The organism is Bianquea renquensis (genome assembly GCF_014384895.1).
Classification (GTDB): Bacteria; Bacillota; Clostridia; order Lachnospirales; family Bianqueaceae; genus Bianquea; species Bianquea renquensis.
Genome location: NZ_JACRSQ010000012.1, coordinates 99,564 through 122,539 on the forward strand (window position 1 = coordinate 99,564; position 22,976 = coordinate 122,539).

Genomic DNA, 22,976 nt, shown 5'->3' on the forward strand with positions numbered 1-22,976 from the left:
CCAGGCGATGGCGGATGGAGGTTACCATGAGAAAAATGTGGAAGTTCATATTTACAATCTTGCTTCTCTTTGTGATTGTGGCTCTGGTTAAGGCGTATTTTACGCCGGATCTCTTGGGGGAGGCCGTTGACAATATTCTATCCTATGATTTGCAGGCAAACCGGGTCGTACCAGAGGATTTGAATGCCACGCAGGACGGGAAGAAAGGAAAAGTCGAATACCCCATCTCGGATTCGGTTTTGGCCGATATCCAGGAATTTTCGTGGAAGAGCAAGGCTCCCGTCGCCTTATCTGAGCTCGCCCTTGTCAAAGTTCCCTATTTCGGCTTCGATGGGGAAGAGCACATGGGAGAAATTGTGGTACACCATGATTTGGCTCAGGAGGTTCTGGATATTTTTCGCGAGATGGACGATGCCCAGTATCCTATTGAGAAAGTTAAACGGATTGATGCATACCAGGGAGATGAAGAGACGAGTGTGCTGAATAATAACTCCATGGCCTTCTATTACCGGCCGTTGGTCATTCTCGAGGAAGTACAGCTCCATTCCTATGGCCGTGCCATTGACATCAATCCGTTCCAGAACCCCTATGTATCGGAGGGACTTGTATCGCCGGAGGAGGCTCAGGACTACGCGGATCGGGGGCAACAGGTGAAGGGAATGATCCAAAAGGGCGATGCATGCTATACTGCCTTTACAAGCCGTGGCTGGATATGGGGCGGTGAAGGACAAGAGTGTCAAGATTACGGACATTTTGAGAAACCTTTGTCCGCAAAATAGAAAAGAAAAACGGTATAGTCGTCAATGACTATACCGTACGCTTTGGCCTATAGGATAATTCCGATTCGCGGAACGCTCTTATGATTCCTGTTCCGGTGAGTATTTGTGTGCCAGCTCTAGGAGCTTGGCAGCGTGGTGTCCTTCATCCTCGGCAAATTTTGCAAAGATTTCCGCCACCTCTGGCTCATCGACGATTTTGGAATAGCTCTCAAAGTCGCGGACAAGTTCTTTGGAATCCTCCCAGGTCATTAAAATGCGGTCGTAAGTTGTCAATTCAAGTTTTTGAGTTGTATGCATCATAGTTTCCTCCTTATTCTTACAGTCCTCAAAAGTTCGCTCCCCGGCGATCTTTTTTATTTTGGCTGTGGAGAAAGGAAATTATGCATCTAACGCTTATTCAGATGCGTGTTAAAATACAGCTTTCGAAAGCTGGAGGGAGATAGGCCCTCATGGTAGCGAAAAAATTTTAAAAATTCTTTATAGTCATCAAAGCCGCTCATGGAAGCTATCTGTTTGATGGGATAGGAGGTGGTCAGAAGAAGTCCCTTGATTCGCTTTGTCCGCTCTTCGTTGATATAAGCCTTCATACCGATGCCAAATTGATCTTTAAACAGGCGCGTCATATAATCCTCATGGTATCCGAATTTTTGTGCGACAGTCCGGACGGTGATCTTGCTGTCTGCGTTGATGCGTATCCATTCACAGACCTTTCCTAAGGAGGCGGCACGGGTATCGGCGGCCATATCCTGCTGTGCGTTGAATTCCATTAGAATCAGGGCCGCGCAGGCATCCGAGGCTTCCACGGGATATTGAATGGTGTTGGAGTAGTGCAGCAGCTGGCGAAAGAGCAATTGAATCTGGTACGGCTGTGGAAGGGTACAGTATTTCTTTTTCCACTGGCCGCCACGAAAATGCACCCAATAAAATCCTACGGGTTCCTGCGCCTGGTTTTCTTTATATCCGCCGTGTTCTTTTCCCTTTTCCAATAACAGGGCATCGCCAGCGTGGAGCACATAGGAGGTCCCGTCCTCGTCAATATAAGCGTGTCCCTCCGTCATGACGATGATCTCATTGGAGTCTAACACGCGCCTTGGATGAATCCAACTTCCCTGGGAATGAAACTCTCCGGACGATAGATACTTCATGTCGGATTTTATCTCCTTTTTCTGATTTTTTGGGGATTGTTCGGCGGAACCGATTTCGCTATAATGATAGCAAATTTAGCTGGTTTGTCAAGAGGAGGAATGCTTTGTGATGGAATATATTCCATATTCCAGTGTTGAGATGAAGGACGGATTTTGGCACTCAAAACAGAAGCTGAACCGAGAAGTCACCATCTTCGCTGTATTGGAGCAGTTTCAGAAGACGGGACGCTTTGACGCGCTTCAGTGCAACTGGAAGCCGGGGATGCCCAATAAACCCCATATTTTTTGGGATTCCGATATTGCCAAGTGGGTGGAGTCGGCTGCGTATATTCTACAAAAGGGGCCTGATGAGAGGTTGGAGTCTATCTGCGAGTGGGTCATTGATCAAATCGAGAAGAATCGCACGTCGGAGGGGTACTTTAACAGCTTTTATCTTACGGTGGAGCCGCAGGGCCGCTGGCAGGGGCGCGGGAATCACGAGCTATACTGCGCGGGGCACTGGATTGAAGCAGCGGTAGCATACTATGAGGCGACGGGGCGCGACCGCTTTCTCCACATGATGGAAGAGTTTGCCAGGTATATTCAGCAGGTCTTTGTGAAAGAGCAAAGCGCGTCCTTTGTCACACCAGGGCATGAGGAGATTGAATTGGCCCTGTACAAGCTATACCGATGTACAGGAAAAACAGAGTATCGAGATCTATCAAAATTTTTCTTAGATAACCGTGGCGTGCGGCCTAGAGAGCCGGAAGCCATGGGGATACAGAGTCATTTGCCGGTGCGGGAGCAAAAGTCTGCGAAAGGGCACGCGGTCCGTGCCATGTATCTGTATTCCGCTATGGCGGATATCGCCAGAGACTGTTGCGACCAGAAAATGCAGGAGGCCTGTGAAGCACTGTTCCAGGATATCGTCCGGCATAAGCTGTACATTACAGGTGGGATTGGATCGTCCAAACACGGTGAGGCATTCACCATCCCTTACGATCTTCCCAATAAGGAGGCGTATACGGAGACCTGCGCTGCTATTGGATTGATCTTCTTTTCGTCGAGACTGTTGCTGTCGCAGGTGGATTCCATTTACGGGGATGTGGTGGAGCAGGTGCTGTACAATGGATTTTTGTCAGGACTTTCCCTGGATGGAAAGGCATTTTTCTACACAAATCCCTTGGAGCTATGTCCGGAATGGCTGGAAAAAGATGTAGATAAACCGAAAGAGGATCAGCCGTGGTTGCCATGGTTGACGCAGCGAGTGAAAGTATTTGGCTGTTCCTGCTGTCCACCCAATGTAACGAGACTCCTAGCTTCCCTGGGAGGCTATCAGTATACCTATGAGGGCGATGCGCTGTGGGTCCATCAGTATATGGACAGCGAAGCTGTCCACGGCGGTATGCAGATTCGTCAGGAAACACAATATCCCAATGATGGCCGGATCAGCATCACTGTAGACGGGGTGGGGAGGTTAGCATTCCGGATTCCCGGATGGTGCAGCGCCTACAAGATTTTTTTGGATGGACAACCGTGGGAGGGTGAGGAAAAAAGAGGCTATGTGTACCTTCGGCTGCCTCCTGGAAGACATAACCTTGAACTCCAGTTGGATATGCCTTGTGTCTTAGTGGAAGCTCACCCGCGGGTGCGGGAGGATGCGGGGCGAGTGGCCGTGAGACGCGGTCCGGTGGTGTACTGCGTCGAGTCGGTGGACAACGGGCCCATGGTCAGCGAGATTATGTTGGATGGAAAGGCGTTCTGGGAGGCAGAGTATGAGGAAACCTATGGAATGCACATACTCCATACTAAAGGTCTGCGGCGAAATCCGGATGGTTTTGGCGATTGTCTATATCGGGAAATGGTGGAGGACCGGCTTCCTGTCAAGATAACCATGGTTCCCTATTATGCCTTTGCCAACCGAGGTGTCAGTGAGATGCAGGTATGGCTGCTGCGTGCTTGATGAGAGAAATTATATGGAGATGCCCCGGCTGGTCCGGGGCATCTTGCATGCCGGAGAGGGGAAGAAAGGTGGAGGCCGGCGTGCATAAGGAGACAAAATCTCTGTCGGCAGAGGGGAGATGGGCAAAGCGGAGTGACAGCCGGGAAAAAAATGCACGCCGGGGATGGGAAGAAAGGTGAAGGCTGGCGTGCAAAAGGAGACAAAATCTCCGCCGACTGAGACGAAATAAGTAAGGCGGAGGAGAAACCGGGAGAAAAATCCCCGCCGGTGATGGGAAAAAAGGCGGAGGCCGGCGTGCAAAAGGAGACAAAATCTCCGTCGACAGAGGGGAGATGGGCAAAGCGGAGTGACAGCCGGGAAAAAAATGCACGCCGGTGATGGGAGGAAAGGCGTAGGCCGGCGTGCACAAGGAGACAAAATCCCCGCCGGCAGAGGGGAGATGGGCAAAGCGGAGTGACAGCCGAGAGAAAAATGCACGCCGGAGATGGGAGGAAAGGTGGAGGCCAGCGTGCAAAAGGAGACAAAATCCCCGCCGGCAGCATCGAGACGGCCAAGCCGGAGGAGAAATGGAAAGAAAAATGCACGCCGGGGAGTCGAGGAAAGGCAGGGGCGAACGTGCACATGGAGGGAAATTGCCCACCGGCATCGTCGAAACGGCCAAGCCGGCGGAGAAATGGGAAGAAAAATGCACGCTGGCGAGGCGAGGAACAGCAGGGACCAGCGTGCACACGCCGGTAAATTTCTCGCCGGCATCGTCGAAACGGCCAAGCTGGCGGAGAAACAGCATGAAAAATGCACGCCGGTGATGGGAAAAAAGGTGGAGGCCGGCGTGCACAAAGAGACAAAATCCCCGCCGGCAGAGGCGAGATGGACAAAGCGGAGTGACAGCCGTATAAAAAATGCACGCTGGTAATGAGAGGAAAGGCGAAAGCCAGCGTGCAAAAGGAGACATAATCCTCGCCGGCAGAGGCGAAACCGAGCAAGCCGGCGAGGCAACAGGATGAAAATTGTACGCCAGGATAGACAGTCTGATTCAGGACCGATGTGTGGCGCTGGAATGCGCGTAGAAAAATTTCTCGATGGCCTGGGCAGATCCCTGGACAGAGCCCTGTACCATGGAGGAAGAGCCGCCTCCGCGGCCCTGGAAGGCGTTCCCCAGCTCTTTACCCAAAGGTCGGACATCCTCAGTCTGGCTACCCAGGATATAGTGAAATTGAGAGGGAGAGACAGCAGAGAATACGCCGCAGATACCAGGAAACTTGTCCATGAGCAGATTGGCTAGAAACCGCATCAGAGGCTGTTCTAACGCCTCCACAAACAAACAGATGCATGACCGGTCTGCGGGAAGCTGGAAAACTTTTTCGGCCAGCGCTCGCTTCTGCAATTCTGTTATTGCGGCATGAAGCTGCCGGTTCTCATCCTGGAGCTTGCCGACCGCATCCGACACAGCGTCAGGCTTCGCGGACAGCATAGCCGATATGGAGGCCACGCTGTTCAACTTAACACGGTAGTCTGAGAGAGCACGGAATCCGCAGAGCATACTGATGCGAACACCGCCCTTATACCGCTGCGACCCCATGAGCTTGATGAGCCCAATTTCACCAGTTTTTTTCACGTGAGGAGCACAACAAGCACAGACATCGTATCCCTCGACGGTTACGATACGAACGGCGCCGGTGAGTTCCTTTTTGCTGCGATAGGGCATACTGGCGAGTTCAGCAGCATCGGGGTAGGCGACAGTGACAGAGACATTCTGAACGACAGCCTCATTGGCCAGACTCTCGATCTCCTCCAGCTGCGCATCAGTCAGGACTCCATTGAAGTCGACGGTCACCGCGTCGGATCCCATGTGAAAGCCAACATTGTCCAGACCGTAAAGACGGTGAACCAGCCCAGACACAATATGTTCACCAGAGTGCTGTTGCATATTGGAGAAGCGAACATCCCAGTCCAACTTGCCATGGACAGTCTGCCCAGGGGAGAGTGGCTTGCCAATCATGTGCAGGATTTCTCCGTCAAGCTCTTGGACATCGAAGACCGGGATGTCATTCAAGGTGCCTCGGTCCGAAGGCTGTCCGCCCCCCTCCGGGAAGAACGCTGTTTGATCCAGAACAATCCCATAGCCCTCTGCTGTTTCCTCGCAGCGGATGACGGCTGCGGTGAAAGACTGCAGATGACTATCAAGATCATAGAGCTTTCTCGTGTTTTTCATATACAACCTCCTCGTAATATGTTGAGCTCGAAGATGATCTCAAATTGTATACTAAGATGTATAAAAAGTCAATATAAAATATTGATAATCCCAGAGCACGGATAAGCCCGTTTCTATGAATTCAGCGGGATCCTGAACTGTAAAATGAGACAGATATGGACGAACAGACGGATTTGTGCTATACTTATACGAGAACTCATACACATAGGCAATGAGCAGTGCGGAGCCCATGAGTGAACAATGCGAAGCGCTGCGGCCCAGAACTGAAACAAAAAAGAAACACGACTATGCAGCGATGGGAAGGAAACGTATTATGTTTAAGTTTATCATTGTCGACGATGAAAAGATTATCCGCAGCGGATTGGCAAAAAGTTTTGACTGGTCTTCCATCGGATTCGAGCCGGTTGAGCAATTTGAGGATGGAAAAGAAGCGATTGAGTACTTGAAGAACAATGCGGTCGATGTAGTGCTGACGGATGTTCGAATGTACGAGGTGTCAGGTATTGAGCTAGCGAAGTATGTTTTTGATCATCACCCGCAGACAAAAGTTGTGATCATCAGCGGATATAAGGAATTCAATTATGCCCAGGAAGCCATGCGGTATGGAGTATGCGACTATCTTTTAAAGCCGTTGGACAGGGAAGAAATTCGGAAAGTATTTCTGCGAGTGGGGGAGATACTGGCAAAAGAGCGGGACGATCAAAATCGATCGTCAACCTTACCATTTCAATATTTTGATGAAAGCGCATACAAAGAGATCGTTTCCTACAATAATCAATTAGTTGCGGCAGTGGTTGCTGGAGCGGTGGAAGAAGCCGGTGCAATCCACAAAAACTGGTTTTCCCTGATTGATGCCGCGCCAAAAGAGATTCTTTTTTTCGCGATTCACAGTGTGATCGAGGAAATCTATATCCGCTTTTCCAGAATGGATGTCTACATAGAGGAGCGATTTGATAAGGACATTGTGTTAGGGCAGCTAAGCAATACAGAGACGAAAGATCTCTTCAAAGAGACAGGGAAACTAATCTCGAATTTATGCCAGTCCGCAAGCGTAATACAAGCCAACCCGGAAGACCGCATGATCCTCAAGGCAAAACAATATATCGACCGGCACCTATCGGAGAATTTCTCCGTCGAGGACGTGGCGAAATGTGTATATCTCAGCAGCAGTTATTTTTCACGGGAATTTAAAAACCGGACGGGAGAAAATGCCATCGACTATATCATCCGGTGCCGAATGGAAAAAGCGGTAGAATTGGCGGAGTCTGGCCGGTATACGGCGACAGAGATCTGCAAAATGGTTGGCTATACGGACAAAAAATATTTTAATCGCTCCTTTAAAAAATTTACAGGCCGCTCTGTAGAGGACTATCAGAATCATTATCAGCTTGGTAAGGGGAAGACGATTTTTTATGGGAAAGAAAAACAGAGGTGATGCGCCGGCGGACAGAAGGAAGCCGTGGCAGGTGTGGAAATATCTTAAAAATTACAAATTTAACAGCATCCTATTTCGCAATTTTATCATTATTGTTTTATTGGTTGTGTTACCAAATCTTCTCGTCAGTCTTGTGTACCACACAAATATGAAAAAGATTGTGCAGGAGGAAATCAGCGACGTCAATCTGAATGCACTGCACCGGAGTTCCGATGCACTTGAGACAGCGATGCGAGAGATGAAAACCTTTTCCTATAATCTGGCCCTCGACCAGGACACACAAGCCTTTATCTTTGCGGAGAAAGAGGAGTTAATCGAAACCGGCCTGGCGACAAGGCTGTACGACAATATCAAGTTCTACACCTTGATGTACGATTATGTAGACTCGATTTATATCTATTCGGAAAAGACAGATATTGTGATTTACAACGGTACCGTCGTGGATCTAGGGAATGTGAAAGATGACACTTGGCTGAGCGTGTACCGGGAGCTGGGCGATGACTATGTCATCCAAACCCGACAGAAAAATGATAAGTATCCTTATTTCATTACAATTCTCTGCCCCTTGACGCCAGGGTATCAGGAGAACATGGGAGCCGTGGTGGTCAATATCAATGTAGAGAAACTTGGAAGCGTAATGGGCAGGGCTCAAGGAATGACGCAGACCCTTTTGATACTGGACGACGAGGAACGGCTTTACTACAGCAGTAGCCGGGATATACTGGACAACAAAAGCTACATGCTGGAGGCTCTAGATTTTGTGCAGGACCGGCAGGAGGATTTCTCGGAGATTCGGATGATTCTCAATGAGGAGATGGTTGTGTCCTGCCTGGTATCAGAAAGCATGGACTGGAAGTATATCCTATTGAATCCCATGTCCGCCTACGATGAAAAGATCAACGATCTCAATGGCTTTATGTTTCAGATGATCGGGCTGTCTTTGATCTTAAGTTTATTGGTATCCTACATTTTAACACTCCGATCCTTTGAGCCGGTGCGGGATTTGATGGCAGTCGTGGACAATGATTCCGTTGTGGGAAAGCGGTATATTGAAGATGAGCCGCGCAGTAATGAACTTCGATATGTCATCTCGATGGTCCGCAATACCCAGGAACAGAACAGTAAGCTTAAAATGGAACTGGAAGAGAGGTTGGACAAGCTGAATAACTCCCAACTCCTAGCGCTTCAGAGCCAGATTGATCCCCACTTTCTCTATAACACGCTGGATACGATCAATTGGCTGGCGGCGGACAAATTGGGCGAAGAGAATGAAGTGTCGGAAATGATCTCCGCCCTGGCAAGGCTTTTGCGCAGCGCATTACAGCGCACATCCTATCTGGTAACGGTTGAGGAGGAGTTGGAGAGCGCGAAACAATTTATAAAAATTTTAGAATTGCGCTACCAGGATAAATTGAAGACAGTCTGGGATATTAAGCCGGAGGTTTTGCCGTGTAAGATGGTCAAGCTTTCGCTTCAGCCTCTGTTGGAGAATGCTGTAAATCACGGGCTTCGCAGTAAGCGCTATGAAGGGGTCATCACAATTTCCGGCGATTTGATCCATGACACGGTGGTGATTTCAGTGGAGGACGATGGAGTGGGTATGGAGGAGGAACAGCGGAGGAAAATGAATGATCATTTAAAGGAGGAATATCAATTTGACGACCGGCACGTAGGAATCCGAAATGTAAATCAGAGAATGAAACTCCTTTTTGGTGAAAAGTATGGCGTTGTCGTCGGGCCAGGAAAAAAGCACGGTTTGGCCGTCACCTTAGTCTTTCCCAAAAAGATCAGCTGAGAGATAGAAAAACTGTACAATGGCGTTTTCGTGAGATTATGTGGGAGGGAAGTCCTCCTTTTTTTATATTTTATACAAATAAAATACGGGAAAGAGGGCGAGAGTGCGCGTAATGATTTGAGAAGGAATAAAAATTTACAAGAAAGTCAAAATAATTCCAATGAAAGCAAAATTTTAACCTTTATTTTTGAACAGCAATTTGGTAAAATTGGATCAAGAAAGAATTTCATATGTGCATTTTGACCATAGTGATATGAAAAACGCAAAAGGGGAATGTCGAATGAGTCAAATGAAGATGTCATCATCCAAGCCCAAAAAGGTGAAGATTAAAACTTCGCAGAAGGGGCCGTGGAAGACGTTTAAAAGTAACTGGGAGCTGCTCTTGCTCTGCATGCCAGCGGTGATCTGCTACATACTGTTTAACTATGTACCTATGGGCGGCTTGGTTCTAGCATTTAAAAATTTCCGCTATGATCTGGGATTGTTCGGCAGTCCCTGGGCTGGAATGGCCAACTTTGATTTTCTATTCAAATCCGTGGATCTGGTTCGCATTGTGCGCAATACCGTCGGATACAGCGCATGTTTCATCGTTGTAAACCTGATAGCCAATGTGGGGGTGGCACTGCTCCTCTTTGAAGTCACCAACCGGAAGGCTCTCAAAGCGTATCAGACCATGATGACGTTGCCGAATTTTCTTTCCTGGGTTATCGTGGGTTTTATCACCTACGCCATCTTCAACCCCTCCCTCGGCGTCCTGAATCAGGTGCGGGAAGCCATGGGGAAGGAAATGATCGACGTGTACGCGGAGCCATCCTACTGGCCATTCATCCTTGTCTTTGTGAATACGTGGAAAGGAGTCGGCATGGGCTGCATCATGTACTATGCGGCGCTGATTGGCATTGATCCGGCACTCTTCGAGGCGGCGAAGATCGACGGCGCCAACCGGTGGCAGCAGACATTGCACATTTCGCTGCCCAGCTTGGTTCCGCTGATGACGATCATGACCATTATGGCGGTGGGAAATATGTTCCGCGGTGACTTCGGTCTGTTCTATCAGATCCCCCGGAATGTGGGTGTACTGTACCCGACCACGGACGTCATCGACACATATGTGTACAGAGGATTACAGCAAGGTAACTTTGGCATGAGCTCTGCGGTGGGATTGGTTCAGTCCGTAGTTGGACTGGTGTTAGTGTCTGCGACCAACTTCGCAGTGAAGAAGATCTCACCAGAAAATAGTATGTTCTAATGGGGAAAGGATGACAAAGATATGTCAAATATATTCAAGAAGGGCTATCGATATAAAATTGTGATTCATCTATTTTTTATCCTGATGTGCCTGACGTTTGTGGTTCCGATGATCCTGGTAATCTCCATCTCTTTCTCCAGCGAGGCATCGGTGACGGCAGTGGGAGCAGGATATAGCCTGATCCCGAAAGAGTTCAGTTTGGAGGCATATCAGCTGGCATTTGCAAATCCGAAGACGGTGACATACGGATATATAGTGACGATCAGCCAATCCTTTCTGGGAACCTTCCTGTCCTGTATCGTAATGGGAATGGTGGCGTACCCGTTATCGCGGAGCAACTTCGCGTACAAGGGAGTGATCACGTTCATCGTATTCTTTACAATGCTGTTTGGAGGAGGCATGATCCCGACATATATTGTATATACGCAGTTCTATGGGTTGCGGGATAACTTCCTGGTGTACATACTGCCAGGTTTGGCGGGAGGGGCCTACTACACGCTGATTGTGAGGACCTTTTTCAAGGGATTGCCGGAATCCCTGTTCGAGTCAGCGAAGATCGACGGGGCGAGAGAGCTGACGATCTTTTTCCGAATCGCAGTGCCGCTGTCAAAGCCGGTCTTCGCCACGGTGGCATTTATGATGCTGGTGGCGAAATGGAACGATTTCCAGACGTCGATGATCTATATTACGAATCAGAATCTGTACACGTTACAGTACTTATTGCAGCGAATTCTGAATGAGGCACAGTATTTGAATGGTTTGATGAGCAATCCCATTCCGGGTGTCGATGTGTCGCAGTTTAAGCAGCCGGCGGAGACGCTGCGGTACGCCATGTGTGTCATTGCGGCGGGCCCCATGCTACTGATCTTCCCCTTCTTTCAGAAGTATTTTGCCACTGGACTTACCATCGGCGCCGTCAAGGGGTAAACGGCGGCATACGGGTTTATTCATCAGTAAGTTCATCCCTTATCTTTGGGATCGACTTATATATATAAATATAATGAGGAGGATTCACGATGAAAAAAGCGACACGATTGATCGCACTGACCATGGCGTTACTGTTAGCCGTGGGCGCGGGACTGACTGGCTGTAAGAAAGAGGAGACCAACAGCAACAGCAGCAGTGCGGACAGCGGGAACAGCTCCGGAGACGGACAGTCAACCTCAACACCCGAAACATGGGAAGAGATTACGCTCAATTACTGGAATCTAGGCAATGGAGAACAGAAGGACTCCAAAAAGGTTTGGGCCGAGGTGGACCGCCTCGTGCAGGAACACCTTCCTAACACCAGCATCAACTGGACGCTGATCCCCGGCAGCGAGTACAAGGAAAAGTGGGCGCGCGCCATGGCGGCTCAGGAAGCCATCGATCTGGCCTGGACAGGATATGCAATTAATCTACAGGACGAAGTCAACAAGGGAGCCCTTATGGAACTGGATGATCTGATCGCAGAGTACGGTCAAGACATCGTCGCTACGCTGGGCGAGACAGTTATGGACATACACAGGTTCGTGGACGGCAAGACCTATCAGGTCATCGCCTGGCAGGGCCTCGTAGGAAGTCGGTCTGCATTCAGGCTTCCGGCGGAGATCGCGGAACTGGCGGGTGGCGAGCAGTATGCCAAGGAACTGCAGGAAATCTGCTATGAGAACTACAACATTCCCACAGCGGAAGCTAAGAAGAAGGTCTATGACAAAGTAGAAGAGTACCTGAAGGCTGCGAAGGACGGCGGCAAGCTTGGTCAAGGCTATCCCCCGGAAAGACTGGAAGGTTGGTATGTCGCAAAGGGAACCGTTGGATTCAGCCAGGGTGGCGGAAGTAATGACTCAACTTTCTATATTGAAAAATTTGACGATACCTTTACAGTCAAGAATTGGTTTGAGTCCGAGCAGATGAAGATGAACTATGAGTATATGGCCAAATGGTTCACAGAAGGCTATATCCGCAAGGATGCCGGAAGCTTAGAAAAGATCGAGGTTAGCTTCGCAAAAGATGGTTTGGATGGATACATTCTGGAAATGCACAACGGCTTCACCGACACCATTGCGGAGGAAGAGACAGTAAAAGCGGGCTTTGACGTGCTGGCCGCCTACACGCAGCCGGAGTGTGAGTACGTGCTCGGAACAGCGACAGGAACTTCCATCCCGAAGACGTCCAGACATCCGGAGCGGGCCATGCAGCTGATAAATCTCTTCTACTCAGAGGACGGAAAAGAAGCGTATCAGACGTATGTATATGGAATCAAAGATGAGCACTGGGTTGACAACGGAGACGGCACGGTGAAGTGGCTGTGCGGTGATGGCAGCCAGGGAACAGCGGACTGGGATTACGGCAACATGAAGTGGACACAGGGAACCTGCATGTTCTCGCTGGTCACCCAGGCGGACGTCAAAGGCTACTACGATGTGCTGAAGGAGAAGGAAGACAGTGCGTGGGTGAATCCGCTGCTGTCCTTCAAGTTCGACAACACAAACGTTCAGACTGCGGCAGCACAGGTCAATGCGGTCATCGAGGAATACAAGAAGACCTTGCAGAGAGGAACAAAGGGCGTTGACGGCTGGGAAGCCTACTACAACGAGTTTATCGACAAGTTGAAGGCGGCGGGTATCGATGACCTGAAAGCGGAAGCGCAGAAACAAGTGGATGAGTATGTAAAAGCGAATAATTCCAAGTGGACCCCTCAGGACTAACGGAACTCGCAAAATGCATGATCGGATGGGCTGCTGCGATTGAAATCGCGGCGGCCCATTTTTTCCAATCGAAAAGTCCGCCGAGAGGCGGACCCATTTTTCACCATTCTGCCAAAAAGGTATAGGGATTTATTCCAGGATATGCTTGACAGATGAGAGGCAGAATTCTATAATGAGAGGTACTTCACCATCTGTAGAGTTTATTTCAGAAGAGAAGGAGGAAGTGGACATGGCGTCTAACTATATTCCCAGCGCAGGGTATATGTACGATCTGTTGTTTATGTATAAGCTTTATTTCAATAAGGGAGAATGGATGACGGAATTTGTGCTTCATAAAAAGGCGGAACAGAACAGAGACTTTTACGTCGCCATCATGAAACTTTTTGATACCGCGCCGGAGGAAGGTGCGCTCTTTTTCTATGTCAAGGATGCCGGGCAGACATTTATGGATACGCTGCTATTTGAGATGATGCATTGTGGGGAGGGGCTCTCCTTTTCCGAATTCCGCGATGCCTTCAAGGATGGGGCTGTGACAAAGCGAAAGCTGTTTTTTTATTATTTGGATCAAGATATTGAGCAGATGAGCTTAGCTGAAGCCGTGGGCTGCATCGATAGGAGCGCGTATCCCGAGGGGATCAAACACTTACTCATATCCTTTTTGATTCGAGAAAAGGACTATGTACAGTCGATCGCCGCAGATTTGGCGGTAAAGGATGAGATCGTATCCTCCTACTATGAAGAGAATAAAGAGATACTTCCCAGTATTTGTGCTACTGTTTCGGACGAAACGCTCCAAGAGCTGACCGACAGAAAGGATGGAGCGGAGCTGCGCTATGGGATTTCACTCATCGGCCGGAATGAGATCGTAACAGTGGAGTCGGAGGAGGATTCCCTGGTCATCTTAGGCTGTGACTTTCAGGATGTTCTGGAGGAGCAAAAAGAGGGAACCACGAATTTGGATATCACCGGATTTGGTAAAGTCATGTCTGAGCCCAACCGCATGGTGATCCTGGATATGCTGCTGGAAAATAAAGAGCTCTCCACCAGCGAGATTGCCAAACGCCTGCGGGTATCGGTCAATGCCGCCTACTATCACTTAAATATGATGACGGATATCGGAATGCTGTATTCTCGAACGGAAGGCCGGACGGTCTACTTCAAAATCAATCCGAGTCATTTTGTCGCTGTAAGAAAAGCTTTGGAAAAATATTTGATCTAAATGTGGGATGGGGAAGAGGGGTGCCGTTTGCAGGGGCATCCCTCTTCCTTATCAACACGCAGCATAAGCAGATTGAGGAGAGGAAGGAGCAGCAGTGTACCCGTCGCTAGCGCTTCGGAATGGAGGTAAAAATGAACATAACACAGGACTTGATCCACTTGGTGGCGCCGAATGCCGCAGCCATCGCCAACGGTCAAAAAATTTCTGCACATCATGATTTTTCCGGCTTGACAAAATCAGAGGATGAAACCTTGATCTGGGGAGAATGCACTGGCAGTGGGAAGACTCCATACAGGACATCCATAGATTTTCTGGATTCGGAGAAACCCGTCTTTCGATGCACTTGTCCTAGCCGCCAGATTCCCTGCAAACATGCGCTGGGGCTTATGTTTGATTGGGTAGCCGGCAAATCCTTTTCCACGGCGCCAATCCCGGAAGAGATTCAGACAAAGAGGGATCGAAAGGCCAAACGGGAAAACCAAGACGGGGGAGCGGCCCCCCGTCCGAAAAAGAGGAACGCGGCAGCGCAGACAAAAAAATTAAAAAAACAATTGGCAGGACTGGACATGGCGGATCGGATGGTCCGAGAGCTTATGAAGGCTGGTCTTCATACGCTGGCGGGGACTGCGGTTAAAACCTATGAGAACTTGGCAAAGGAGTTAGGCAACTATTATCTTCCAGGACCACAGCTTTTCATTATGCGGTTAGTGCAGCAGATGCAGTTGCTACAGGCGAACCCGGAGGGCGAGGCCGCGCATTTCCAGAACGCGTCCACCATCCTGGTCCAACTGGCTTCCACCATCAAAAAAGCGCGGGTATACCTGGCGCAGAAACTTGAGAACGGCGATACCACGCCGGATGACTCTGTTTTGTTTGAGGCGCTGGGCGGGGTATGGAAGCTAGAGGACTTAAAGAGAATTGGCTCATATCGCCGAGATGTACGGCTAGTCCAGCTGTCCTTTGACGTTTCCTTTGACGAGGTTAGGCGTGAATATATTGATCGCGGCTATTGGATCGATGTGGACAGCGGCGAAATCTCGCAGACCCTCTCCTATCGGCCAATCAAGGCTCTGAAATACGTGAAGGAGGAGGACACAACTTTTAGTCTGGCAACAGTACCCGAAGCATACTATTACCCAGGCGATCTGAATCGCCGCGTCCGCTGGGACGCTTGCTCGCTGTCACCCCTCACGCAGGAGGGGATCGCCCAGATTCTGGGGAAGGCGCAGCCCGACATTGCAACAGCGGTGAAAGCTTTCAAAAATCAAGCGAAAAATACGCTGTCAGACAAATACGCGGCTATGCTGCTGCCCTATTCACAGATTGGGATTCTCAATGAGCAGATTGTGCTACAGGATTTGGCGGGAAAGCGGATTGTGCTAAAGGACCTGCCGGGAGAGGATGGGAGATCGACAGTTACGGCGCTGTCCATGTTGCCGGGAGCGGCGGATGCTGGCGCCATGTTTGGGATTCTATTCTACCATGAACAGGACCGGCGGATTTATATGCAACCCTTAAGTCTCATCTCAAGTACAGAAATCGTGCGGCTGCGCTACTAAAGGAGGGACAGATATGGATTTACAGCCTCTATATGAAGTTAAGGAACGTCTGCAAAATTGTTTGTTGGCCGGCCTTTCTTTGATCGACGAGGACTTCCGCCTCAAACGTGCCGTGGAGCAATTTGCGCCTTTATCCAGCCTCTCGCCAGTATTCGGAAAGATTCAGGCCGGCCTTCTCAAGCTGTTGAACCCGGAAACTTCCGACCGCGGCGGTGTGCTGATGGACTGCCTAGCGCTGCTCAGCGCAGTCTGCTATACGCAAGGGCAAACGGATATCGAAGGGGAATTGGCGCCCCTGAGGCCTGCTGGAGGCATGGCTTACATACAGGCGCCCTACAGCGAACTAAAACCGCTTTGCGATGCATTAACCCAGACGGGGAGCGGACGGTATGAGATTCTGAGGCAGGCGGTTGAAATAAAATCCAGTATTTTGCGGGACTTTCGAATCTTCCCACTGCTGATCCAGGCTTTGGGCGATCATTATAGCGAGATTGCAGAGTTAGCGAAGGGGTATTTGACTACCTGTGGCGAAGGGATTCTTCCCATGTTAAAACAGGGATTCGATCCCAAGGGGGGAAAGGGGATGGTCCGGCGGCTGCAAGTCGTCGAGACACTGGCGGCACAGACAGAAAATGAGTGGTATCGCTCCCTTTTAGAAGAGGCAGACAAGGAGGTGCGCATTGAGGCCATCCATGCCCTCCGGTTTACACAGGAAAATGGAGCTTTCCTTTGCGATCTGGTCAGGTCAGAAAAGGGAAACGCACAGAAGAGCGCGCGGTGGGCGCTGGCGGAGATGGAGGCGCCGGAATGTCTCGCCCTGTGGCAAAAGGAATTGAAGAAAAAACCGGCACAGACAGCGCCCTTTTTGAGGCTAAGCACGAAGGACGGCGTATCCGATCTGATAGCGGAGGCGTTGGCGGAATGTATCCTGCGCCTTCGGCAGCAGAACACCGTGACAAAAGAGGAGGAAGCCGTCCTTTCAACTTTGCTGGATGCCACGCTGGGGAAGGATTCTATGGCGATGAACGTCCTGTATGGGAAAATGCTGGATTCAGAATTGGAGGCGGAGTTAGACGGATTGCGCGCAGAAAATGGGAAGCCCCTTCGATTCAATGTTGGCGGATCCGATGGATTGTCCTTCTCCGAGAGGCTTGAAGAGGCGGTTCTCGATTCCATCGTGTACGCGGATTGTCCTAGGCTGTGTGAGACAATCCAGGCTCTGTATGCCAAAGGGCAGGAGCCTCGCCTTTTGGCCCTGGCCTTTGCAGCTGCGCTGCTCACCAAGTCGAAGGAAGAGGTGTGGGAGGACTACGGAGGGCTGATTAAAAAGGAAGGGCTCATCAAAAAAGAAGGAACCAGCGGGCGGCAGGCTCGTTTACAGATCCTGCGCATTCTGGGGATGATCTCCTGGGATGAGGAGAAGGAACGCTATCAAATGCGCCGGTGGTATTATGATGGACAGGCGGAGAGCTATAGGACGGCGGCTCGGAATCTGAAGGGCGGTCTGGACGACCGTTGGTTCTCACTGTTGACCGATTCAAATGTCAACCGATCGGGGAGCGTTGCGGTGTTCAATAGCCATTCTCTGAATAGGGAGGAGAGCGGAGCCTACGATGAAGTCCTGTTTCATCTTGTATCACCGCAAAACCAGGCTATTTTGGGGCCGTATTTTTATCGCCGCGTTCAGCAGACAAAAGATTGTATCACCTATTATCGGCCGCTAATCGCGTGCGGCTGGGCGGACTTTCAAGGTATGCTGCGCGCCTACGCCTCAAAGAAAGGACAGGTTTACTATCGAGAAGTCCGGGATTTCCTGGACGCGGTCCCCATGGGCAATGCCCAAAAGGCGGAAGAATGGGAAATGATTCAAGATATGATTCGCACTCGCAAGGTCAAGGCCCAGAATGGGTTTTGGCCGGAGACACAGATCCAGCAATGCATCGCAGCCCTGCGCGGCAAAGCGGACAGGCAGACAGAGAAATAGGAGGTAGAGCAGATGGCGGAGCAAGAAAAGATTCAGAGATTGCCGGCGGAGCAAATGTTTCAGAAGGAGATTCAGGCGCTTATGGCCGCGGAGAGGGACCATATTCCCACGGGGTGGAAGATGTCGCCCAAATCCGTTTTGACCTATATTACAGGAGGTACGGTAGGGGGGACGGTCATCACGCCAAAGTATGTGGGGAATCGAAGGCTGGTAGAGATCGCGATTTCGACCCTGGTGACAGACCGGGCACTTTTGCTTATCGGGGATCCAGGAACGGCGAAGTCCTGGCTGTCAGAGCATCTGGCCGCTGCGATCAATGGCGACTCAACGAAGGTTGTGCAGGGGACGGCGGGTACGACGGAAGAGCACATCCGCTATTCCTGGAATTATGCCATGCTCATCGCCAAGGGGCCAAGCCAAGATGCAATGCTGAAAAGCCCTGTCTATCGAGCTATGGAGACGGGCAGCATTGCTAGAATTGAGGAGATCTCCCGGTGCGCCAGCGAGGTTCAGGACGCGCTCATCTCGATTCTGTCAGAAAAGAGACTGTCGGTGCCAGAGCTGGCTATGGAGGTTCCAGCCCAGAAAGGATTTTCCATTATCGCAACGGCCAATACCCGGGATAAGGGTGTCAATGACATGTCTGCCGCGCTAAAGCGCCGGTTTAATATCGTGGTTCTCCCGGCACCTGCGGATATGGCGACAGAGATGGAGATCGTGAAAACCAGAGTCGCACAGCTGTCCGAGGGCTTCGATTTAAACGCGGCCTTGCCGGAGGAGGATGTGGTGGAAAAGGTGGTGACGATCTTCCGGGAGCTGCGGGGTGAGACGACTCTGGACGGAAAACAGAAGGTAAAAGCGCCCAGCGGTGTCCTCTCTACGGCGGAGGCCATTTCTTTGCTGGCCAACTCCATGGCGTTGGCCGGAAGTTTTGGCAGCGGGGTCATCACGGATGAAGACTTAGCCGCCGGCTTGCAGGGGGCTGTGGTTAAGGATGAGGAGAAAGACGGACTTGCGTGGAAAGAGTATCTGGATGCGGTCATGAAAAAACGTGGCAGCCGCTGGCTACCGCTGTATAAGGCCTGCAAGGAGTTGAATCCATAATGAGACAGCCCGTATTATTTGGCGTGCGGCACTTATCGCCGGGAGCCGCCTGGCAGCTGCGCAGGAAGTTGGATGAAGTCAAGCCGGAGCTTATCCTCGTGGAGGGGCCGAGCGATCTGTCGGATGCCATGATTTCCATCTGCCATCCCAAGGCGAAACCGCCGTTGGCCATGATGGCGTACACCAAAGAGAGTCCGGTCCAATCCATCCTGTATCCATTTTCCGTCTATTCACCGGAGTATCAGGCGATCCTGTGGGCGAAGGAACATGCCTGCCCGTGTCGATTTATGGACTTGCCAGCTGGCGTCTTTTTGTCGCTGCAGAGACGGCGCCAGGTGGAGCCGGATAGGGAGAGGACCACAACAGATTCCGTGTACAATCGGCTGGCCGAGCTGTCCGGGGACGAAGATCACGATACCTTTTGGGAACGGCGCTTTGAACATTGGACGGCGGAGGATGGCTATGAGCAGGCGGTGTCCGAATTTGGACGTCAGCTGCGCGGCTGCACCATGGGGGTAAACTTGGAGGATGCGGAAACGGTCATCCGTGAGGCCTATATGAAGCGCCAGATTGAGAGTGCGATTCAGTCAGGAATTGCGCCGGAACGGATTGTATGTGTCTGTGGCGCTTATCATGTGGAAGGACTGGAATCCATGGAGCCTATGACGGAAGAAGAGGTTCGGGCGTTGCCGTCGGTAAATTGCAGTTCCACATTGATGCCCTACTCCTACTATCGGCTGTCAACTCGCGCCGGATACGGCGCAGGCAACAAGGCACCTGCGTATTTTGAACTGCTCTGGCGGGCGATGGAGGAGGGGAACCTGGAGGCCGCCACCTATTGGTATCTTACCCGGATTGCCAATTTTCAGCGGCAATATGGGAATATGACGTCTTCCGCGGAAGTTATCGAGGGGGTGCGGCTGGCCAAAAGCTTAGCGATGTTGCGCAATGATACGGTTCCCTGTCTACAGGACCTTCGGGACGCAGCGATTACCTGCATGGGCCATGGTCAGTTTTCCGAGATCGCCTTGGCAGCGGCGGACACGGAGATCGGGAGTACCATTGGAGAGCTGCCAGAGGGAATCAGCCGGACGTCCATTCAAGACGACTTTTACCGGCAGCTGTCCCAGTTGCGGCTAGAAGCTTTTAAATCGGACATTGCGAAGCCGCTGGATTTGGATCTGCGGGAGAAATTGGGAGTTCAATCGGAAAGGGCCGCGTTCATGGACTTATATCGCTCCATGTTTCTTCACCGGCTGCGGATTCTCAGAATTGATTTTGCTCAAGTCGGACAAAACCGGCAGGAAAGGGCGACTTGGGCGGAGACGTGGACGCTGCGCTGGACGCCGGAGGCGGAGATCCAAATCGTGGAGGCCGCGCTGCTGGGCGATACCATCGCATCCGCCGCCAGCTTTGCCTTGCGTGAACGGGCGGAGGCCAGCGCGTCCATCAGCCAGGCTACGGAAATCGTGCGGGATGCTTTCTTGTGTGGGATGCCGGAAACCGTGGCCTATGCGCTGGGGATCTTACAGGGCCTCGCCATCGATGAGGCGGCTGTCGATGAGATGGCAAGGGCGGCAGAACAACTGTCGATCTTAATCCGATACGGGGATCTCCGGCGTCTTGATCCGTCGCCCCTTCAGCCATTGGTCTCCCAGCTATTTGTCCGAAGCTGCCTGACCCTGCCGAGCGCTTGCAACTGCGACGCTGCGGCGGCAAACTCACTCACCGACGCCATGGAACGGCTCAATACCGTTGCCCTCCACCATGAATTTCTGGAGGAAGATCGATGGATATCGGTGCTGTTGGACATTTCCGACCGCGATGATCTAAACACGAAATGTTCAGGATTTGCCGCGGCCATTCTGCTGGAGCGAGGGAAAATCGGGGAAGAGCTTCTGTCCAGGGAGATGGCCAGGAGGCTATCCCGCGGAATACCAGCGGATTTGGGGGCTGGCTGGTTTGAAGGTCTGGCAAAGAAAAACCGTCTAAGCCTCATCGCCCGCCTCAGCCTCTGGCGGCAGCTGAGTGAGTATCTGGACACTCTGGACGAAGGAGAATTTCGGCGGGCATTAGTTTTCCTTCGCCGCGCCTTTGCTGATTTTTCCCCAAAAGAGAAGAATGATGTCGCAGAAAATCTGGGCGAGATTTGGGGGATTAGCCCGCTGGAGGTGGCGGACGCTGTAATGCGGGAGTCAACGCAGGAGGAGAAAGATCTGCTGGAGGGGCTGCGCGATTTTGATTTCGATGATATCTGAGAGGAGTGAGGCGCTGTGACCAACGAGGAACGGATGAAACGATGGAGGCTCATCCTCGGGTCCCAAAGTCAAGAGACGTTCGACGATATGGGCGGGATCTCGCTGACGGAGGAGCAATGGCTGATGGATCAGGCATTGGCCGCCATCTACGGGCTGAATGAGGGATTTGAGGGGGAGCGCGGGAGCGGAAACGGACCTTCTGCGCCGCGTCTTGCCCGTTGGCTGGGGGATCTGCGCACCCTTTTTGATAAAGATCTTGTAACGGTGATCCAGAACGACGCCATTGAGAGGAAAGGGCTCAAGCAGTTATTGCTAGAGCCGGAAATGCTGGAACATCTGGAACCGGACATTCAGCTGGCATCAACGCTGCTGGCGTTAAAAGACCACATTCCCAAACGATCCAAAGAGTCGGCGCGAAAATTTATTGAAAAGATTGTGGAGGAGGTCAACCGCCTCCTGGAGAACGATATTCGGCGGGCGGTCACGGCAACGCTGAATAAACGCCGCCATTCCAGCATTCCAAGCGCCTCGGCCATTGATTTTCCGTATACGATCCGGCGAAATCTTAAGCAGTATAGTCCTGCGCTGGGGACCGTGATTCCAGAGAGGGTTTACTTTTTTGACCGGATGGCGAAGTCCAATCGCTGGCATGTGATCTTGGATGTTGATCAGAGTGGATCCATGGGGGAATCGGTTATCTATTCTTCTATTATGGCGTGCATCTTAGCCAGCATGTCGGCCATTAAAACCAATGTGGTGGCTTTTGACACACAGATCATGGATTTGACGGAGAAGTGTGAAGATCCGGTGGATCTGTTATTTGGATTTCAACTTGGCGGTGGAACCGATATCAATAAATCCATCGCCTATTGCCAGCAGCTCATCGAGACTCCAGGAAGGACCTTGTTTTTCTTGATCTCGGATCTGGAGGAGGGAGGAAATCGAGGAGGCATGCTCCGCCGCATTGAGGACATGAAGGCTTCCGGTGTGACGGTCATCTGCCTGTTAGCCATTGCCGACGGAGGCCGCCCCTATTATGATCAGCATACAGCCCAGCGGATTGCCGCCCTGGGCGTTCCCGTGTTCGCCTGCGCACCTCAAAAATTGCCGGACCTGTTGGAGCGAGCCTTTTCCGGCCATGATCTGGCGGCCTTTGCCGCTGATATGGAGAAGCGGGAGATCCGGTGATCCGAACAGTTGCAGCGCCATGCCGGCAATAAAAATGACGTCCGCCTCACGGCGGACTTTCCTATAGGACAAAAGACAGCGGGCATCATACCCGCTGTCTTTTGTTGCAAAAATCTATTATAATCTGGGTGACAGGAGTCGAACCTGCGGCCTCTAGAACCCCATTCTAGCGCTCTACCAAACTGAGCTACACCCAGATGCTGAAACTGTCTATTTCTCAGCGACGAGGACTATATTATCATATTTTGAGTCGAATGTCAAGAGTTAGAAAAAGCAAATCCCGTATATTTTTCAGATGTGTAAATTCCCAAAGTAAGTGCCACAGTGGGATTTAAAATGGGATTTACTTTGATACGTCATTTGTGGTTGAATTGAATCTGGGAAATTATTTCTCAGAAAGGAGGCCACACATATGGC

General features: G+C 51.0%; 17 protein-coding genes and 1 tRNA gene. 14 read left to right on the top strand and 4 right to left on the bottom strand.

Going from position 1 to position 22,976, the window contains the following annotated elements:
* Window positions 1-26 precede the first annotated feature (26 nt).
* Window positions 27-779 carry a M15 family metallopeptidase gene (locus H8730_RS09530; protein WP_177720102.1) on the top strand — a complete coding sequence of 251 codons (753 nt, stop codon included), beginning with the start codon at window positions 27-29 and terminating at the stop codon, window positions 777-779.
* A 78-nt stretch (window positions 780-857) separates the two neighbouring features.
* On the opposite strand, the gene H8730_RS09535 is transcribed toward H8730_RS09530, so the two are convergent.
* Together H8730_RS09535 and H8730_RS09540 are read right to left on the bottom strand one after the other, a co-directional pair.
* The gene (locus tag H8730_RS09535) at window positions 858-1,079 is read right to left on the bottom strand and encodes a ferritin family protein (RefSeq protein ID WP_177720101.1); all 222 of its coding nucleotides are present in this window, start codon (window positions 1,077-1,079) and stop codon (window positions 858-860) included.
* Window positions 1,080-1,165: 86 nt separating this feature from the next.
* Complete coding sequence (locus tag H8730_RS09540) at window positions 1,166-1,924, bottom strand: helix-turn-helix transcriptional regulator (protein WP_177720100.1); 759 nt, start codon at window positions 1,922-1,924, stop codon at window positions 1,166-1,168.
* A gap of 109 nt (window positions 1,925-2,033) precedes the next feature.
* Here H8730_RS09540 and H8730_RS09545 point away from each other — a divergent pair, with 109 nt between their 5' ends.
* Entirely contained in the window at window positions 2,034-3,866 is a 1,833-nt protein-coding gene (locus tag H8730_RS09545; protein WP_249289753.1) for a glycoside hydrolase family 127 protein, read from the top strand.
* A 508-nt stretch (window positions 3,867-4,374) separates the two neighbouring features.
* Window positions 4,375-4,779 carry a hypothetical protein gene (locus H8730_RS09550; RefSeq protein ID WP_177720098.1) on the top strand — a complete coding sequence of 135 codons (405 nt, stop codon included), beginning with the start codon at window positions 4,375-4,377 and terminating at the stop codon, window positions 4,777-4,779.
* A 120-nt stretch (window positions 4,780-4,899) separates the two neighbouring features.
* On the opposite strand, the gene H8730_RS09555 is transcribed toward H8730_RS09550, so the two are convergent.
* Window positions 4,900-6,078: an alanine--tRNA ligase-related protein gene (locus H8730_RS09555; protein WP_177720097.1), complete on the bottom strand. Its 1,179-nt coding sequence runs from the start codon at window positions 6,076-6,078 to the stop codon at window positions 4,900-4,902.
* A gap of 229 nt (window positions 6,079-6,307) precedes the next feature.
* Here H8730_RS09555 and H8730_RS09560 point away from each other — a divergent pair, with 229 nt between their 5' ends.
* From H8730_RS09560 to H8730_RS09610, 11 genes are all read left to right on the top strand, one after another.
* Window positions 6,308-7,513, top strand: a complete 1,206-nt coding sequence (locus tag H8730_RS09560) for a response regulator transcription factor (RefSeq protein WP_177720096.1) — start codon at window positions 6,308-6,310, stop codon at window positions 7,511-7,513.
* Window positions 7,491-9,308: a cache domain-containing sensor histidine kinase gene (locus tag H8730_RS09565; protein WP_177720095.1), complete on the top strand. Its 1,818-nt coding sequence runs from the start codon at window positions 7,491-7,493 to the stop codon at window positions 9,306-9,308. Before H8730_RS09560 ends, H8730_RS09565 begins: the two co-directional genes overlap by 23 nt.
* A gap of 280 nt (window positions 9,309-9,588) precedes the next feature.
* Window positions 9,589-10,557, top strand: coding sequence for an ABC transporter permease (locus H8730_RS09570; RefSeq protein ID WP_249289752.1), 969 nt, complete (start codon window positions 9,589-9,591; stop codon window positions 10,555-10,557).
* 21 nt (window positions 10,558-10,578) lie between these two features.
* On the top strand, window positions 10,579-11,484 hold the full coding sequence (locus H8730_RS09575; RefSeq protein WP_177720094.1) for a carbohydrate ABC transporter permease: 906 nt from the start codon (window positions 10,579-10,581) through the stop codon (window positions 11,482-11,484).
* A gap of 89 nt (window positions 11,485-11,573) precedes the next feature.
* Window positions 11,574-13,247, top strand: coding sequence for an ABC transporter substrate-binding protein (locus H8730_RS09580; RefSeq protein WP_177720093.1), 1,674 nt, complete (start codon window positions 11,574-11,576; stop codon window positions 13,245-13,247).
* A 229-nt stretch (window positions 13,248-13,476) separates the two neighbouring features.
* Complete coding sequence (locus tag H8730_RS09585; protein ID WP_177720092.1) at window positions 13,477-14,466, top strand: ArsR/SmtB family transcription factor; 990 nt, start codon at window positions 13,477-13,479, stop codon at window positions 14,464-14,466.
* Between the two features lie 131 nt (window positions 14,467-14,597).
* The gene (locus H8730_RS09590; RefSeq protein WP_177720091.1) at window positions 14,598-16,025 is read left to right on the top strand and encodes an SWIM zinc finger family protein; all 1,428 of its coding nucleotides are present in this window, start codon (window positions 14,598-14,600) and stop codon (window positions 16,023-16,025) included.
* A gap of 13 nt (window positions 16,026-16,038) precedes the next feature.
* A complete protein-coding gene (locus H8730_RS09595; protein WP_177720090.1) occupies window positions 16,039-18,009 on the top strand; it encodes a hypothetical protein in 1,971 nt (656 codons plus the stop codon).
* Window positions 18,010-18,021: 12 nt separating this feature from the next.
* Window positions 18,022-19,113: an ATP-binding protein gene (locus tag H8730_RS09600; RefSeq protein ID WP_177720089.1), complete on the top strand. Its 1,092-nt coding sequence runs from the start codon at window positions 18,022-18,024 to the stop codon at window positions 19,111-19,113.
* Window positions 19,113-21,371, top strand: coding sequence for a DUF5682 family protein (locus H8730_RS09605; RefSeq protein WP_177720088.1), 2,259 nt, complete (start codon window positions 19,113-19,115; stop codon window positions 21,369-21,371). Before H8730_RS09600 ends, H8730_RS09605 begins: the two co-directional genes overlap by 1 nt.
* Window positions 21,372-21,386: 15 nt before the next feature.
* Window positions 21,387-22,559, top strand: coding sequence for a VWA domain-containing protein (locus H8730_RS09610; protein WP_177720087.1), 1,173 nt, complete (start codon window positions 21,387-21,389; stop codon window positions 22,557-22,559).
* A 123-nt stretch (window positions 22,560-22,682) separates the two neighbouring features.
* Here the strand turns inward: H8730_RS09610 and H8730_RS09615 are convergent.
* A tRNA-Pro gene (locus tag H8730_RS09615) sits at window positions 22,683-22,756 on the bottom strand.
* Window positions 22,757-22,976: the final 220 nt, after the last annotated feature.